The sequence below is a fragment of the Pantoea sp. paga genome (assembly GCF_007558755.1).
GTDB classification, from domain to species: Bacteria; Pseudomonadota; Gammaproteobacteria; order Enterobacterales; family Enterobacteriaceae; genus Pantoea; species Pantoea agglomerans.
Genome location: NZ_VLTF01000009.1, coordinates 22,367 through 37,581 on the forward strand (window position 1 = coordinate 22,367; position 15,215 = coordinate 37,581).

A 15,215-nucleotide genomic window follows, 5' to 3' on the forward strand; every position below is an offset into this window, starting at 1 on the left:
AATCGCTCGCGCGCAGAATGGCAATGCGCGCGAGGTAAAGCAGAATCAGATTTCGCGACCCAGCGTCTGGCGCAGATGCGCGCCCGCGCCCAGCAGGCCAGGCTGGTCATGCGTAATCATATAAACCGGGATGCTGGCAACATAGTCGCGGAAGCGGCCTTTATCTTCAAACGCCGCACGGAAACCCGACGACTTAAAGAACTCCAGGAAGCGTGGCACGATGCCGCCGGCAATATAGACGCCACCAAAGGTGCCGAGATTCAGCGCCAGGTTGCCGCCGAAACGGCCCATGATGACGCAGAACATTGACAGCGCGCGACGGCAGTCGGTGCAGCTGTCATCCAGCGCACGCTGGCTGACATCTTTCGGCTTCAGATTTTCCGGCACGCGATTATCCACTTTAACAATCGCACGATAGAGGTTAACCAGACCGGCACCTGACAGCACACGTTCCGCTGAAACATGGCCCAGTTCTTCGCGCAGCACTTCCAGGATCTGATCTTCTTCTTCGCTGTTGGCAGCGAAGTCGACATGACCGCCCTCACCTGGCAGGCTGACCCAGCGCTTGTCCACATGCACCAGATGGCTGACGCCTAATCCGGTGCCGGCACCATAAATCGCAATAGGTTTATCTTTGACTGGCTCTGTACCGCCAAACTGAATCACGTTTTCGGCGGTCAGCATCGGGATCGCCATGGATACCGCAGTGAAGTCGTTAATGATTTCCAGGTGTTCAAAACCGATGTTCTCTTTGAGCTTGCGCGTGGAAAACGCCCAGTCATGGTTGGTCATTTCAACCCAGTCATCGGTAATCGGGCAGGCAATGGCAATACAGCCATCTTTAACGTCCTGCTGTTGTTCATCAAGATAGTGGCGGATGACGGCTTCGAGGCTGTCGTATTCTGATGTTGAGAATGTTTTGGCCTGGGTGATGCTGCCGCTTTCCACCTCACACAGGGCGAGGCGTGCGTTAGTACCGCCGACATCGCCGACCAAGGCATAGGTTGTCATTCTTCTGTTGCTCCGCTTGGGGTCTTAAGAGTTGGAGGACACTATAAAATTCTGCCCATAAAACAACAACGCTCACCGGTGCGATTGGTGAGCGTCTTACTCAGGTGTGCTACAGCCTAACCGCGATAGTCCACCCTGCACAGCGGCAACTATCTGAATCTTAGCCGCCGTTGCGTTGATTCAGGCAGGCGGTGACTTTTCGTAGCAGTGGCGGCAAATCTTCTTTCTGCATGACGACTTCAACCAGAGAGAGCCATTGCGGCTCTGAGAGTCGCGCCATCACTTCCTCTAACTGCACCGTTTCGCTGATACGCCAGCTCTGCGCCTGGCCCTGCAGGCTAAGGGCGTGCGGTAAGGCCGTCCAGTTCCACTGGGCAATATCATTGTAACGTTGTGTTGCGCCATGAATCGCCCGTTCGACGGTATAGCCTTCATTATTCAGCAAAAAGAGTATCAGTCGCTGCTGGTCACGCAGCATCGAACCCAGTTCCTGAATTGTCAGCTGCGCCGAACCGTCTCCGATGATCAGGATAACCCGGCGATCAGGATCGGCAGTCTGCGCGCCAAACGCTGCCGGAAGAGTATAGCCGATTGATCCCCATAATGGCTGAACCACCAGTTGCGCTTGCGAGGGCAATCTTAACGCGGCGGCGCCAAAGGCGGCAGTCCCCTGCTCGGCCAGAATAAGGTCACCGGGTTGCAGGAATGCCTGCATCGCCTGCCAGAACGCCTGCTGGCTGATCACTGCCGCCGGTTCTGCAGGCTGCGCAGCGGGCGGTGTGGCGGCGGGTTGCCACTGCCGGCCATAGCGTTCAAATAGCGGCAGCAGTTCGCTCAGCGCCTCCGCCATCGACAGCGGCGCAAAATTTTCACCGCCCACGCTGGCGCTGAAGGGCTGCAGATCAATCAGTCGCTCAGGGTTAAACTGCTGCGTGAAGCCTGCAGTAATGGTGTCGGTAAATTGCACCCCGACGCAGATCGCCACATCCACCTGCTCAATCTGTTCGCACACCTGACCTGCGCTGGCCTCACCGGCATAGGTACCGACGTAACCCGGCTGCTGTTCATCCAGAACCCCCTTGCCCATCAGCAGGCTGGCACAGGGAATCGCACGCTGTTCACGCAGCGCGGCCAGGGCGGACTGCTGCTGCCAGCGCAGCGCAAGAAAATCGGCCAGCAGTGAAACCCGCTCTGCCGGTGCCAGTAACCGTTCCGCCGCATCGCTGAAAGCGCGACGCGCAGCGGGCGAAGAGGATTGATGACTGTTCAGGGGCTGCGTGGGTGGCTGCACCTCCATGGCCGCCACGTCGACGGCCAGTGACAAATAGCCGGGACGACGAGCCTGCAGCGCACTGACGATCACCCGATCGATCTCAGCCGTGGCGTTGTCAGCGGTAAGCTGTGCCGTTGCCGCACTGACTTCTGCGGCCATGCGGATAAAATGCTGGAAATCGCCATCGCCCAGCGAATGATGAACACAATCCCCCTGCAACTGGGCCTGCGTCGCAGGCGCGCCAACGATATGGATCACCGGCAGATACTCGGCATAACTGCCCGCAATGCCATTAATCGCGCTGAGCTCGCCCACACCAAACGTGGTCAATAGCGCTCCCGCGCCGTTGCAGCGTGCATAACCGTCTGCCGCATAGGCTGCGTTAAGCTCATTAGCGCAGCCTACCCAACTGATGGCCGGATGGGCGATGACGTGGTCAAGAAATTGCAGGTTATAGTCGCCCGGCACGCCAAACAGATGCTTTACACCAATCTCCTGCAGACGGGTCAGCAGGTAATCTCCAACAGTGAATATGGACATTGCGCATTCCTTTCAGGGAAGAGTCGGGTTAAGTATCTGACAGAGGATGAAATTAGCGAGGCGTGCCGCTATTTTAGCCAGCCGCAATGGCTGGAAAGGCGACGTTACGCTGGCGGAATATTCTGTAAAAATGCGAATTGCAGCGCGCTGTCACTAAGTGTAACCGTATACACTGATACACTTTTGGCACATATCCCCGTTTTTATCCAGGAGCGCTGAATGTCCCTTTTCCCTCATCCCGATCGCTATCAACAGATGGAATATCGCCGCAGCGGCCGCAGCGGCATCAAACTGCCCGCCATTTCGCTGGGACTGTGGCATAACTTTGGTGACAGTACCCGGGTCGATAACAGCCGTGAGCTGCTGCGTCATGCGTTTGACCTTGGCATCACGCACTTCGACTTAGCCAACAATTACGGTCCCCCCCCTGGCTCAGCCGAAGAGAACTTCGGACGTATTCTGCGGGAAGATTTTCGTGCCCATCGTGATGAGCTGATCATCTCCACTAAAGCGGGCTATACCATGTGGCAGGGGCCTTATGGGGATTGGGGTTCGCGTAAATATCTGGTCGCCAGTCTGGATCAGAGCCTGAAGCGAATGGGGCTGGAGTATGTGGATATTTTCTATCATCACCGTCCCGATCCGGAAACCCCGCTGGAAGAGACGATGCGCGCGCTGGATCATGTGGTGCGCCAGGGCAAAGCGCTTTACGCTGCCCTTTCAAACTATCCGGCCGACCTTGCCGCCGAAGCGATAGCTATCCTGCGCGATCTCGGCACCCCTTGTCTGATTCACCAGCCGCGCTATTCGATGTTTGAACGCACACCTGAGCAGGGATTGATTCAGACGCTGGGCGATGCGGGCGTCGGCTGTATCGCCTTCTCTCCGCTGGCAGGCGGCGTGCTCACCGATCGCTATCTGCAGGGCATTCCGGAAGATTCGCGCGCGGCCAGCGGCAGCAAGTTCCTGAATGAGAACCAGCTGACGGATGAGAAGATGGAGAAAGTCCGCAAGCTTAATGCTATTGCGCAGCAGCGCGAACAGAAGCTGGCGCAGATGGCGCTGGCGTGGGTGCTGCGCGATGAGCGTGTGACTTCAGTACTGATCGGAGCCAGCAAAACGGCCCAGATCGATGACGCGGTGGCGATGCTCGCTCGCCGTCAGTTCAGCGACAGCGAGTTAGCTGCGATTGACGCGGCGCTACTGTAACGGTTTTAGCGCCCGGCTGACGCCGGGCGTTTCTGCGCCAGAATAGTCTCAAACCCCTTTCTCTCCCCAATTTCCTCACAATCTTCCGACACAATGATGCGGTAACAACAGCAATACGCAGGCATACTCGCTGCGCCGCAACAGCATCAGACTGTTGATGAGGAGAAGAAAATGAAAAGAGCCCTTATTTTTGCTGCCCTGCTGGCCCTGTTGTCGCCGCTGGCACACCACACAGCCCAGGCCTCCAGTGCCTCTATTACTCTGGCCCCCGGCGTCACCCTGAATCTTGGCGATCGCGATCGCCGTGGCTATTACTGGGATGGTGGCCGCTGGCGTGAACCGCGCTGGTGGAACGACCGCTATTCTTACAACGAACGCCGCTGGTGGCGACACGAAGAGTGGCGTCGTCAGCAGCAGTGGGAGCGCGAACGCCGCTGGCATGAGCGCGACCGCGAGCGTCGCTGGGAACATCAGTATCGCCGCGATCGTGATCGTGGCTGGGATCATCATGACCGTCGTGGTCCTGACCATCGCGGTCCAGACCATCACGGACACGATCGCCATTAATAAAAACGCCCGGCAGAACCGGGCGTTTTTATTAATTGATTAGGTCAGGCCTGATTGCTGCCAGACGGAGCCAGCACAGGAAACCCGGTCAGATCGGAAAGACGCAAAAGATGTCATCCCTGACATGCTCGGCCCGCGCGATTACGCACCTCATCCCTGAGGTGCGCCCGTAGCCGGGCCAACGCTTTGCGTTGTTCAAAAACGCTCCCGGCGTTTTTGTCCCTGGCGCGGGACGCTTTCCTCTTCTGACCGGATTCCCTGTGCTTTAAGCTAATTCGCGGCTGAAAGATATCTGGCTTGAGTTTGTCAGTTGTCTGCAATGCCCGGCAGAACCGGGCGTTTCAGGTTTCACAGTCGCTACAGCCCCAGCGCTTCACCCACCAGCAGGTAAAGATTCAGCGTAATCACCAGCAGCACGATCAGTCGCCCGGTGTTCTGCATCAGGCGCGAGTTAACCATATCATCGCCCATCAGCTCGCGATTGCCGGTAAAGGAGAGCAGCGGAATCAACGCCAGCGCAATACCAAAACTCAGCAGCACCTGACTCATTACCAGAACCCTTGTCGGGTCCCAGCCTGCCCAGATGACAATAAAGGAGGGCAGCATGGTGACGGTTCGGCGCACCCACAGGGGAATATGGAAGTGGATAAAGCCCTGCATCACCACCTGCCCCGCCAGCGTACCGACCACCGTTGAAGATAATCCGGCCGCTACCAGGCTCAGACCAAACACTATCGCCGCCGCCTGGCCTAACAGCGGTTGCAGCGTCAGATAGGCCTGATCGAGTTCAGCGATTTTACTGTGGCCGCTGAAGTGAAATGCCGCTGCGGCGGTCGCCATCATCGCCAGGTTAACAAATCCGGCAATGGTCATGGCAATCGCCACATCCAGTTTGGTTGAGGAGTAACGCTGGCCTTTGCTGTCCTCACTTTTACCCTGCGTCAGCGCGGAGTGCAGATAAATCACGTGCGGCATAATGGTCGCACCCAGCACACCCGCAGCCAGGAATACAGCATCCGACGTCGGTAACGCGGGCAGCGCCATGCCGATTACCAGCTCTTTGACATTGGGCTGGGAGAAGAAGAGTTCGACGATATAGGCCGCCGCCACAAACAGCAGCAGTCCGCCAATCACCAGCTCCAGCGGCTTTTGCCCACGGCTCTGTAACATCAATATCAGGAACGTGGCGATGCCGGTCAGCACCGCGCCCTGCATCAATGAAATACCGAGCAGCAGTTTGAACCCCAGCGCGGCTCCGATAAATTCCGCCAGGTCAGTGGCCATCGCGATAATTTCCGCCTGCACCCAGTAAAACCAGACGGCGGGCCGGGGAAAACGATCGCGAATGTGTTCAGCGAGGTTTTTGCCGGTAGCGATACCCAGCTTGGCTGACATCAGCTGAATCAGCATGGCCATGATGTTGGCCCATACCACCACCCACAGCAATTTGTAGCCGTAAGCAGCGCCCGCCTGAATGTTGGTCGCAAAGTTGCCCGGATCGATATAGCCGATAGCGGCGATAAAAGCGGGCCCCAGCAGTGCGAGTTTGACTTTTCTGACTCCGCGAGCGGCGCGCTCGGCGGTACGACTTTCAAACATATCCGGTACCCTGTCTGAACATTTGCCTGCCCCGGCAGCTTAGGGGTTAGCAGGTGCAAGTGAAATTCGTTTATTGTTATCGGTGTAATAGATGCTGCTATAAAGTATAGCCATTGCTATACATTACAGTAAAGGATGTGATTGCTAAAAATGTGAGCAATAGTGTCACTTTACGCCCGGTGTAAAATTCAGACAATAATTATGTGGTTATCTGAAGTGAAGTATTTGTAAACAGGACGTGATCTCTAGAACTTTTCTGGAAAATATAGCGATAGCGAATACTTATATTGTGGTTCAGATCTCGTTTTTAAGTAACGCGTTACATAGAATACGCAACAAAATACAACCCTCCTCAAATTTGGAGCAACCATGTCCCATATTTTGCAATTTCTTTTAGCACTGGTGGTGGTCGGGATACTCGCCTTGCTGGTCAGTCACGATCGTAAAAGCATTCGCATTCGCTACATTATACAGCTACTGGTGATTGAAATTGTGCTCGCCTGGTTCTTCCTGAACTCAGAAGCGGGACTCGGTTTCGTCAAAGGATTCGCGGGCTTCTTTGACCATCTGCTGAAGTATGCCGCTGAGGGTACCAACTTCGTCTTCGGCAACATGAGCGATAAAGGCCTGGCCTTCTTCTTCCTTAACGTATTGTGCCCTATCGTCTTTATCTCTGCGCTGATCGGTATTCTGCAGCATTTCCGTATCCTGCCATGGGTGATTCGCGGTATCGGTACCGTACTGTCGAAAGTGAATGGCATGGGAAAACTGGAATCTTTCAACGCCGTGAGTTCTCTGATACTGGGACAATCAGAAAACTTCATCGCTTATAAAGATATCCTGGGCCAAATGTCACAGCGCCGCATGTACACCATGGCCGCGACCGCGATGTCGACCGTATCGATGTCGATCGTCGGTGCTTACATGACCATGCTGCAGCCGAAGTATGTGGTCGCCGCGCTGGTGCTCAACATGTTCAGCACCTTTATCGTGCTGTCGCTGATCAACCCTTATCGCGTAGAGAACGAAGAAGATCTGCAGTTGCAGGATCTGCACAAAGGCCAGAGCTTCTTTGAGATGCTGGGCGAATATATCCTGGCTGGTTTCCGTGTCGCGATTATCGTTGCCGCCATGCTGATTGGTTTTATCGCGCTGATTTCAGGTCTGAATGCGCTGTTTGATTTGATCTTCGGCATCTCCTTCCAGGGCGTTCTCGGCTTTGTCTTCTATCCGTTTGCCTGGGTGATGGGCGTGCCTGCTGGTGAAGCATTGCAGGTCGGCAGTATTATGGCAACCAAGCTGGTATCGAATGAGTTTGTTGCCATGATGGATCTGCAGAAAATCGCGGGTCAGTTGTCGCCACATTCAGAAGGTATTCTTTCTGTGTTCCTGGTCTCGTTCGCCAACTTCTCTTCTATCGGCATCGTGGCCGGTGCGATTAAAGGTCTGAATGAAGAACAGGGCAACGTGGTTTCCCGCTTTGGTCTGAAGCTGCTGTACGGCTCTACGCTGGTCAGCGTGCTTTCCGCCGCTATCGCCGGTCTGGTTCTGGCGTTCTAAGCACGGTTCTGCGCACTACTCTTAGCATCAAAGGGCGAGCAGGTCTCGCCCTTCTCTTTCTGCTCTGTTCCTGCTCTGCTTCCCGCTGATTTCCCTTTCCCGCGTTAACTCTTCCATTGCACATGTCACATCTGCATTCAGATCGTGCACAACAGGCGGCACAGCGTCCTGCAAACAGCATCGGATGTTATGGCGGATCATGCCGGTAATAACGTATTTAAGCGTGCGCAGCAGCGTGAATGGCAAAGCAATAGCGTTGGGATCCGCAGCAACTGGCGAATAAGAGATTAATCAGAAAGGATTTTGACAACGGCGTGTCAGAAAATGGTGGAGATAAGCGGGATCGAACCGCTGACCTCTTGCATGCCATGCAAGCGCTCTCCCAGCTGAGCTATACCCCCACATCTGGAATCGTTTTTCAGTGCCAAACTTTTGGGAAGAAGTTTGGTGGAGCTAAGCGGGATCGAACCGCTGACCTCCTGCATGCCATGCAGGCGCTCTCCCAGCTGAGCTATAGCCCCGAACCGAAAAACTGTCGCGTTAAGCGACGGACGGCATAATATGAAACCCCCTCCGGGGTGTCAACGGCAAAATGACATTCTCTGTTTGATCGCTGAAAAAGGCGGCAACCTGCGAAGTTTCAGCAGCATGCTGCAGGGGAAAATCGTGTCTGTTCACACAGGACCGTTTTTTAACTGTTATTCAGTCTGCCGTCAGGTTAATTCACGGTTAAATATGTTATAGGAATTTTCTTGTCTTCGGCTTTTTCGCATGCAAAACTTAGCCCGCTAATTAAGTGGTCGCCGGGACCCTCTCCCGCGTACCACGCGTCCACCAGGCGTTATCGTCCCATTAATCATAAAAAAACTACTGAGATACTATGTCGCTGCATACACCTAAAGAAATCGCACAACTGGCGATCCAGTCAGGCGTGGCTAAAAGCCGTGCACCTGTCAGCATCCTTCTGATTCTCGGCTTTATGGCGGGCGCATTTATTGCGACCGGCTTCCTGCTGGATCTTCACGTGATCAACACCCTGCCCGCTGAATGGGGCTCTTTTGGCGGCCTGTTAGGCGCCGCGGTCTTCCCGGTGGGGATCATCATGACCGTACTGGCGGGTGGTGAACTGCTGACCGGTAATATGATGACCTTACCGGTGGCCTGGTTCGCCCGTCGCATCAGCTTTATGAGCGTGGCGCGCAACTGGTTCTGGGTTACCCTGGCTAACTTTCTCGGCAGCGTGGCTGTCGCCTGGTTCTTTGGTCACATGCTGGGTATGACCGAGGGCGATTACCTGAAGAAGACCGTTGCTATCGCCTCTGCAAAAGTCCACGCTGATTTCCTGCACGCCTTTATTTCCGGCATCGGCTGTAACTGGCTGGTTTGCCTGGCGGTATGGCTGGCCTTTGCCAGTAAAGATGTGGTCGGCAAGATCTTCGGCATGTGGTTCCCGGTGATGGCGTTTGTGGCCATTGGCTTCCAGCACGTTGTCGCCAACATGTTTATTATTCCGGCCGCCATTTTTGCCGGTCAGATGAGCTGGGCAGAGTATTTCCCTAATTTTATTGCCGTCTTCTCAGGCAATGCCGTGGGTGGTGCCGTGTTCGTTGGTCTGGCCTATTTCCTTGCATTCCGCCCTGCCGCTGAACCCGCCAGTAATCCTCAGTAATGATGTTTTGCCTTTTGTCGAGAGACAAAAGGCAATTTCAGCTTCAGTTACTTTCACCCGTTACGTTTTGCTGTAATATGTCCTGCTAATGTATTAATCAGGGACTGCATCGTGAAAAAGGAATGGCTTACCCCCGAAGAGCTGGCTGCAGAGACGGGTTACAGTCGGCAAACGGTGAATAAATGGATCAAGCGGGAAAACTGGACGACCACGCCGAAGCCCGGTGTGCAAGGCGGTAAAGCCCGATTGATTCACATTGATGAGCGCGTAAAAAGTTTTATTCAGTCGACCCGTAACCTTAACGAGCCGACGGCAACTTATGGCACTCCGTCCAATTCATTGCCTGCGTTATTAATAAGTTCCGTCCAGCAAATGACTCAGGACGAGCAGGATCAATTCACTGCACTAATCTTACGCGAAGGTATCAAGGGCGTTTTGCAGCGACTGGGAATCAGCGAAGAGTAAGGTGTATTTATCAGGGAAGGTATGATGAAAAAGGAATGGTTAACACCCGAAGAACTCGCCTCAGAGACGGGCCTGAGCCGACAGACAGTGAACAAATGGATTAAGCGCGAAAACTGGACCACCCTGCCCAGACCCGGCATTCAGGGCGGCAAGGCGCGATTGATTCATGTCGATGATCGCGTAGAAAAATTTATCCATTCGACGCGTAGCCTGCACGAACCCGCTGCAATGTATAGGGTTCCGGCAGATTCACTGACGGCACTATTGGTGAATGCGGTTCCGCAAATGAGTCAGGCTGAACAGGAGCAGCTATCAGCGCTGATATTACGGATAGGTATTAAAGGCATGTTGCAGCGTCTGGATATCACTGAAGAGTAAAAACCGGAAGCGCGTAGCTTCCGGCTCTGTTGATTAAGCCTGCGCTTCACGCTCGCTGATAAAGGCCAGCGCCTGCTCAATACGTGCAACGCTGCGGCTGCGGCCTATCGCTTCCACGGTGACATCCAGTCCGGGTGACTGACCGGCACCGGTTACGGCCACGCGCAGCGGCATGCCCACTTTCCCCATCCCGACTTCCAGCTCATCTGCGGTGCTCTGAATAGCCTGATGTACGTTTTCAGCCGTCCACTCTTCGATCGCGGCCAGCTTATCGCGTACTACTTCCAGCGGCTGACGTGCTACCGGGCGAAGATGTTTCTTCGCGGCATCGGCATCAAATTCTGCAAAGTCTTCATAGAAGTAGCGGCAGGATGCAGCCATCTCTTTTAACGTTTTGCAGCGCTCGCCTAACAGACCAACCAGCTTCGCCAGTTCCGGACCCGTGCGGGTATTGATTTTCTGCTCTTCAATATGCCACTGCAGATGTGTCGCCACATATTCTGGCGGCAGCGTATTGATGTAGTGGTGGTTCAGCCACTGCAGTTTCTCAGTGTTGAACGCACTGGCAGACTTACTGACCGCATCCAGGGTAAAGAGCTCAACCATTTCGGCCACGCTGAAGATTTCCTGATCGCCATGTGACCAGCCCAGACGCACCAGGTAGTTGAGCAGCGCTTCTGGCAGGTAGCCATCATCACGATACTGCATCACCCCTACCGCGCCATGACGCTTGGAGAGCTTTTTGCCATCATCACCCAGGATCATTGAGACGTGGGCATAGACCGGAACCTGCGCGCCAATCGCTTTGAGGATGTTGATCTGACGTGGCGTGTTGTTAATGTGGTCTTCACCGCGAATCACATGGGTGATGCCCATATCCCAGTCATCCACTACGACGCAGAAGTTGTAGGTTGGCGAACCATCGGTGCGGCGGATGATGAGGTCATCCAGCTCCTGGTTGCTGAACTCAATCGGGCCACGGATCTGGTCGTCAAAGATGACCGAACCTTCCTGCGGATTGCGGAAACGCACAACGCACGGCTCATCGTCTGCATGATGTTCATGGCTGTCACGGCAGCGGCCGTCATAACGCGGCTTTTCGTTGTTGGCCATCTGCTCTTCACGCAGGGCTTCCAGACGCTCTTTCGAGCAGTAGCATTTATAGGCTGTGCCCGCTTCCAGCATTTCATCAATGACCGCGTTGTAACGATCAAAACGTTTTGTCTGGTAGTAAGGGCCTTCATTCCAGTCGAGGCTCAGCCAGTTCATGCCATCCATGATGGCTTCGATAGCTTCCGGCGTGGAGCGCTCCAGATCGGTATCTTCAATGCGCAGCACGAACTCGCCCTGGTTGTGACGGGCAAAGAGCCAGGAGTAAAGTGCGGTACGAGCGCCACCTACATGCAGATAGCCAGTCGGGCTGGGCGCGAAGCGTGTTTTGATTTTCATTGAGTATTGCCTTAGATGCGCGGGTTCTCTGTCTGGATGACAAAAAACAGGTTAGACGCGAAAAAACAGTGGGCACATTCTAGCATCTGACGGTGAATCCTCAATGCATGCCCGCCGGTTGCCACCCGGGAAAAGGGGCTTTTCTGCCAGTAAAACCAGCACATTGGCTAAAAGCGCGACAGGGTGTTTAAAAATAAACCGAACGCACATTTATGTTTTAAAAAGCGTTGACTCAAAATCAACTATCCCTATAATGCGACTCCACACAGCGGGGGTGATTAGCTCAGTTGGTAGAGCATCTCCCTTACAAGGAGGGGGTCGGCGGTTCGAACCCGTCATCACCCACCACTCTTAACAGCGTGGCCCGCAGTGAACAGGTATGAAGATATGGGTGATTAGCTCAGTTGGTAGAGCATCTCCCTTACAAGGAGGGGGTCGGCGGTTCGAACCCGTCATCACCCACCATATCTTGCCTGTTAGTAGTACTGAAGTACGAAGTGGGTGATTAGCTCAGTTGGTAGAGCATCTCCCTTACAAGGAGGGGGTCGGCGGTTCGAACCCGTCATCACCCACCACTTCGGGTCGTTAGCTCAGTTGGTAGAGCAGTTGACTTTTAATCAATTGGTCGCAGGTTCGAATCCTGCACGACCCACCAATTCAGAAAAAAGCGCCTTTAAGGCGCTTTTTTCGTTTCTGCTGCACTGACTAAACCATCCTTAAAGCTGAACTGACCTTTTCTGCGACTTCAGGCTTTAAACAGTGTGCTGGCTCAGGGTGCACAGGCCTTTCGCAAAGACGCAAAACCGCCTTCCATGGCAGGCACAGCGCGGGCGATTACGCACCTCATCCCTGAGGTGCGCCCGCAGACGGGCCAACGCTTTGCGTTTTTGTCCCTGTCCCGCGATGCTTTGCTACAGGCCTGTGCTCCCCTCGCTTTAAGCTTATCTGCTGTCTGTTAGCTCTTTTTGGTGCCTGTTTTTTTCTGCTGCACTGACATTGGCTTAACAGATAAGCTCTCGCCTTTTCGCAACCTTAACAATTTCAGCTCTCAAGTCGTTTCACAGCGTGCCGATAACGTATCTGACAACTTACAGGGAGAAAAATGATGTCTTCAATTTCCGGAATTCTAAGCAGTGCGGTCAGTGGCGGTGACAGCGGTGGCGGCAGTGTTGCCTCGCAGGTCGCGGCGCTGAATAAACAGATTCAGAACGTCTTAACGCAAGTCAAAGAGCTGGCCGACAACAAAGAACTGACTGACGAACAGAAGTCTGAAATGCAGCAGATGTATCAGTCACAAATCACCATGCTGCAGGCACAGATTGCTCAGCTGGAACAGAAGCAGGCCGAGCAGGATCAGCCAAAGAGTGACAGCTCGCCTGTCAGTGAGAGCAAAGCAGACGGGATTAACCGCCCTACCGACACCAACAAAATTGACGTCTACATCTAAAATGCGGGCCTGGCCTCGCGTTGTTGCGCCAGCAGCGTCGCCTGCTGGCGCACCTCCTGCCAGATCGCTTCGGCAGCAGGCGTCAGCGAGCGGTTTTTACGCTTGATCAGCGTGAGGCTGCGATTGATTTCAGGATATAGACGCCGCACCGTTAATGCGCGATCCGCCGGTAACGGTAACGCCAGCGCGGGCAGAATACTGATGCCGATCCCCACCTGTACCATCGGGAACAGCGTAGCAGGATGACCAATCTCCTGAACGACTTCAGCCCTGATATTCTGCTGCTGCATCGCCGCATCAATGAGGACCCGACTGCCCGAAGCGTAGTCCTGAAGCACCATGGTGCGGCCATCCAGCATTGACCATTCTGCCCTTTCCACCTGCGCCAGCGGATCATCATCACGGCATAGCAGCAGGAAAGGCTCATCCAGAATCGCGATGCTGTCAAAATCGCTGTCGCTGAGTGGCCCAATCACAATCCCGAAATCGACTTCGGCGTTACGCACACTTTGCAGCACCCACTGCTGGGCGCGATCGTGCAGTATCACTTTGATATCAGGAAAGTGTTGCTGGCTGGCGGCCAGACATTGCGGCATCAGATGAGCGGAAATGGTCTGGCTGGCTGCCACCCTGACGGTACCACTGCGCTGTTCGCCAAAACTGCGGATATCCAGCAGCGTGGTATGAATCTCCTCCAGCAGGCGCTCCATGCGTGACGCCAGCTGTTTTCCCGCTTCAGTAAGCATCACCTCCCGGGTGGTTCGATCCAGCAATCGCACGCCGGTTTCCGCTTCCAGCTCTTTAATACTGTGGCTGACCGCCGACTGACTCAGACCTATCGCCTGCCCCGCCTGGCTGAATCCGCCATAGTGTGCCACCGCAATAAAGGTTCGTAGCTGACGCAGGGTATAATTCATCGATTCTGCTCATAGATTAATTCAATAAATCAATTTTATTTCTAAACAGGTTTCACGCACAATCGCGCTATTGAAAAATTTACCGGAATTTAACAATGGGATTTTTAAAACTCGATCCGATGATGATTAAACTCATCATCACCGTGCTGCTGGCCTCTTTCCTGCCAGCCAGAGGGATCTACGTTGATATATTCAGCTATCTCGCGACGGCAGCGATAGCACTGCTGTTCTTTATGCATGGTGCCAAGCTGTCGCGTGAAAAGATCATCTCAGGCAGCAGTCACTGGCGGTTGCATCTGTGGATTATGTTCAGCACCTTTGTGCTGTTTCCGGTGCTGGGTCTGTTGCTGGTCTGGTGGCATCCGGTTAATGTCGGCCCGGAAATTTATACCGGCTTTATCTACCTCTGTATCCTGCCTGCGACCGTGCAGTCCGCTATCGCGTTTACCTCCATGGCGGGCGGTAACGTCGCGGCAGCGGTATGCAGCGCCTCTGCATCAAGCCTGCTGGGTGTGTTTATTTCGCCATTGCTGGTGAACCTGGTGATGGATATTCACAGCAGCGCGCCCAGCGATGGACTGGAGCAGATCGGGAAGATTATGCTGCAACTGATGGTGCCTTTCGTGCTGGGACACCTCTCACGGCGCTGGATCGGTGGCTGGGTTGAGAAGCACCGCAGCCTGATTGGCAAAACCGACCAGACCTCCATTCTGCTGGTGGTCTACTCCGCCTTCAGTGAAGCGGTGGTTAACGGCATCTGGCATCGCGTTGGGTTGATTACGCTGCTGTGGATTGTGGCAGGCTCAATCATCCTGCTGACCGCTGTGCTGATTATCAACCTGCTGGCCTCGCGTCTGTTCCGCTTTAAACGCGCCGATGAGATTGTGGTGCTGTTTTGTGGTTCGAAGAAGAGTCTGGCGAATGGCGTGCCGATGGCGAATATCCTGTTCCCGGCCAGTACCGTGGGGATTATTGTGCTGCCGCTGATGATTTTCCATCAGGTACAGCTGATGGTCTGCTCATTTATTGCCGGACGTTATAAGAAGACCAATGAGAAGCAGCAGGCTGTGCAGGTCAAAGATTCGGTGATGGAGTCTCAGAAATAGATCGGCTGCCCGCCTGTGCGGGCAG

13 protein-coding genes and 6 tRNA genes are annotated in these 15,215 nt (G+C 54.3%); 12 read left to right on the forward strand and 7 right to left on the reverse strand.

Annotation, left to right across the window (positions count from 1 at the left end):
- Positions 1 to 45: 45 nt before the first annotated feature.
- Both glk and ipdC read right to left on the reverse strand, forming a co-directional pair.
- Entirely contained in the window at positions 46 to 1,011 is a 966-nt protein-coding gene (gene glk, locus FOV68_RS19560; protein ID WP_010257856.1) for a glucokinase, read from the reverse strand.
- 160 nt (positions 1,012 to 1,171) lie between these two features.
- Positions 1,172 to 2,824, reverse strand: a complete 1,653-nt coding sequence (ipdC, locus tag FOV68_RS19565; RefSeq protein ID WP_143991385.1) for an indolepyruvate decarboxylase — start codon at positions 2,822 to 2,824, stop codon at positions 1,172 to 1,174.
- A gap of 219 nt (positions 2,825 to 3,043) precedes the next feature.
- Here ipdC and mgrA point away from each other — a divergent pair, with 219 nt between their 5' ends.
- Together mgrA and FOV68_RS19575 are read left to right on the forward strand one after the other, a co-directional pair.
- Entirely contained in the window at positions 3,044 to 4,033 is a 990-nt protein-coding gene (gene mgrA, locus FOV68_RS19570) for an L-glyceraldehyde 3-phosphate reductase (RefSeq protein ID WP_010257851.1), read from the forward strand.
- 171 nt (positions 4,034 to 4,204) lie between these two features.
- The gene (locus FOV68_RS19575; RefSeq protein WP_010257849.1) at positions 4,205 to 4,600 is read left to right on the forward strand and encodes a DUF2502 domain-containing protein; all 396 of its coding nucleotides are present in this window, start codon (positions 4,205 to 4,207) and stop codon (positions 4,598 to 4,600) included.
- A 357-nt stretch (positions 4,601 to 4,957) separates the two neighbouring features.
- Here FOV68_RS19575 and FOV68_RS19585 read toward each other — a convergent pair whose 3' ends face one another.
- Entirely contained in the window at positions 4,958 to 6,199 is a 1,242-nt protein-coding gene (locus tag FOV68_RS19585; protein WP_031590537.1) for an Nramp family divalent metal transporter, read from the reverse strand.
- A gap of 369 nt (positions 6,200 to 6,568) precedes the next feature.
- Between FOV68_RS19585 and FOV68_RS19590 the strand changes: the two genes are divergently transcribed.
- Positions 6,569 to 7,759 carry a NupC/NupG family nucleoside CNT transporter gene (locus FOV68_RS19590; protein WP_010671371.1) on the forward strand — a complete coding sequence of 397 codons (1,191 nt, stop codon included), beginning with the start codon at positions 6,569 to 6,571 and terminating at the stop codon, positions 7,757 to 7,759.
- Between the two features lie 325 nt (positions 7,760 to 8,084).
- Here FOV68_RS19590 and FOV68_RS19595 read toward each other — a convergent pair.
- Both FOV68_RS19595 and FOV68_RS19600 read right to left on the reverse strand, forming a co-directional pair.
- A tRNA-Ala gene (locus FOV68_RS19595) sits at positions 8,085 to 8,160 on the reverse strand.
- A 44-nt stretch (positions 8,161 to 8,204) separates the two neighbouring features.
- Positions 8,205 to 8,280: transfer RNA gene (locus tag FOV68_RS19600), tRNA-Ala, on the reverse strand.
- Positions 8,281 to 8,639: 359 nt separating this feature from the next.
- Between FOV68_RS19600 and FOV68_RS19605 the strand changes: the two genes are divergently transcribed.
- The 3 genes from FOV68_RS19605 to FOV68_RS19615 all read left to right on the forward strand — a co-directional run bounded on the left by FOV68_RS19605 (position 8,640) and on the right by FOV68_RS19615 (position 10,271).
- A complete protein-coding gene (locus FOV68_RS19605) occupies positions 8,640 to 9,428 on the forward strand; it encodes a formate/nitrite transporter family protein (RefSeq protein WP_010257841.1) in 789 nt (262 codons plus the stop codon).
- A gap of 111 nt (positions 9,429 to 9,539) precedes the next feature.
- Positions 9,540 to 9,893, forward strand: coding sequence for a YfeC-like transcriptional regulator (locus tag FOV68_RS19610; RefSeq protein ID WP_010257838.1), 354 nt, complete (start codon positions 9,540 to 9,542; stop codon positions 9,891 to 9,893).
- Between the two features lie 24 nt (positions 9,894 to 9,917).
- Entirely contained in the window at positions 9,918 to 10,271 is a 354-nt protein-coding gene (locus FOV68_RS19615) for a YfeC-like transcriptional regulator (RefSeq protein ID WP_010257835.1), read from the forward strand.
- 33 nt (positions 10,272 to 10,304) lie between these two features.
- Here the strand turns inward: FOV68_RS19615 and gltX are convergent, their stop codons facing one another.
- On the reverse strand, positions 10,305 to 11,720 hold the full coding sequence (gene gltX, locus FOV68_RS19620; RefSeq protein ID WP_143991387.1) for a glutamate--tRNA ligase: 1,416 nt from the start codon (positions 11,718 to 11,720) through the stop codon (positions 10,305 to 10,307).
- Between the two features lie 272 nt (positions 11,721 to 11,992).
- On the opposite strand from gltX, the gene FOV68_RS19625 reads away from it, so the two are divergent.
- The 5 genes from FOV68_RS19625 (at position 11,993) to FOV68_RS19645 (ending at position 13,167) form a co-directional block, all read left to right on the forward strand.
- Positions 11,993 to 12,068: transfer RNA gene (locus tag FOV68_RS19625), tRNA-Val, on the forward strand.
- Between the two features lie 41 nt (positions 12,069 to 12,109).
- Positions 12,110 to 12,185 (forward strand) — tRNA-Val (locus FOV68_RS19630).
- A 34-nt stretch (positions 12,186 to 12,219) separates the two neighbouring features.
- A tRNA-Val gene (locus tag FOV68_RS19635) sits at positions 12,220 to 12,295 on the forward strand.
- Between the two features lie 4 nt (positions 12,296 to 12,299).
- Positions 12,300 to 12,375: transfer RNA gene (locus tag FOV68_RS19640), tRNA-Lys, on the forward strand.
- Between the two features lie 450 nt (positions 12,376 to 12,825).
- Positions 12,826 to 13,167 carry a FlxA-like family protein gene (locus FOV68_RS19645; RefSeq protein WP_069026538.1) on the forward strand — a complete coding sequence of 114 codons (342 nt, stop codon included), beginning with the start codon at positions 12,826 to 12,828 and terminating at the stop codon, positions 13,165 to 13,167.
- Here the strand turns inward: FOV68_RS19645 and FOV68_RS19650 are convergent.
- A complete protein-coding gene (locus tag FOV68_RS19650; RefSeq protein ID WP_010259882.1) occupies positions 13,164 to 14,084 on the reverse strand; it encodes a LysR family transcriptional regulator in 921 nt (306 codons plus the stop codon). The genes FOV68_RS19645 and FOV68_RS19650 overlap by 4 nt on opposite strands.
- A gap of 95 nt (positions 14,085 to 14,179) precedes the next feature.
- Here FOV68_RS19650 and FOV68_RS19655 point away from each other — a divergent pair, with 95 nt between their 5' ends.
- Complete coding sequence (locus tag FOV68_RS19655; protein ID WP_031590532.1) at positions 14,180 to 15,190, forward strand: bile acid:sodium symporter family protein; 1,011 nt, start codon at positions 14,180 to 14,182, stop codon at positions 15,188 to 15,190.
- Positions 15,191 to 15,215 lie beyond the last annotated feature (25 nt).